Source organism: Rhizobium sp. 01T444, assembly GCF_056398305.1.
This window is the reverse complement of the sequence record NZ_JBFTPD010000239.1, coordinates 1-634: the sequence shown is the minus strand read 5'-3', so window position 1 is coordinate 634 and position 634 is coordinate 1. Positions and strand designations below refer to the sequence as shown.

Here is a 634-nt window from a genome sequence, read left to right as displayed (position 1 = left end):
TCCTACGCGCTACCGCGGGTGCTCTCCAAGGGGGAAACTGAATTTCAGCTATGCGCGGCGTGAATCAAGCCGTCCGCGTTCACGCCGACATCCGCTGGATGACGACCCTACACTGCCCATCCATTCCGGTCGAAGAAAAGACCGTCACTGTCACCAGCCTTACTGGCTTCCAGGAAAATCACCCGAGAGACCGGCTGCAAGGTGCCGGCGCTGTTCGTCGACGCCCTCTGGAGGCGAAATGCAGATTCAATGCGCGGTAAATCCTCTCGTGTGGGGCGGCGGGCAGTAGTGCGCTCCGTATAGGTGGCTCGAGTCGGATGGGCGGCGCTGCCGCCCACCATCCCAGTGGCTCGAGACCGACAACAAGTTCGTGCGCCTGGGCGTACTGTTCGACGCGGGCCCCGACATGTGCGGCCGGCAAGTCATGCGGCACAAGACGGAGATCACGAGCCCGGCCGRGTCTGCCCTGCTCCTAATGGGGCGCGGCAGCGGGGTGGGCGCCCTCCTCTTCTCGACCAGGCCGGATCTGAAGCGCTCGGATCTGCCCGGGTTCGACACGCTGCCCCTGATCGAGGGAGACCTCTTTCGCGTGCACCAGGCCGCTCACAACGTCTTCCAGACCACTCCCATGCCC

1 protein-coding gene is annotated in these 634 nt (G+C 64.3%); it reads left to right on the top strand.

The features are described from left to right. Window positions 1-424: 424 nt before the first annotated feature. A partial coding sequence (locus AC1DTN_RS38200; protein ID WP_477925372.1) for a hypothetical protein occupies window positions 425-634 on the top strand: 210 nt, incomplete at its 3' end.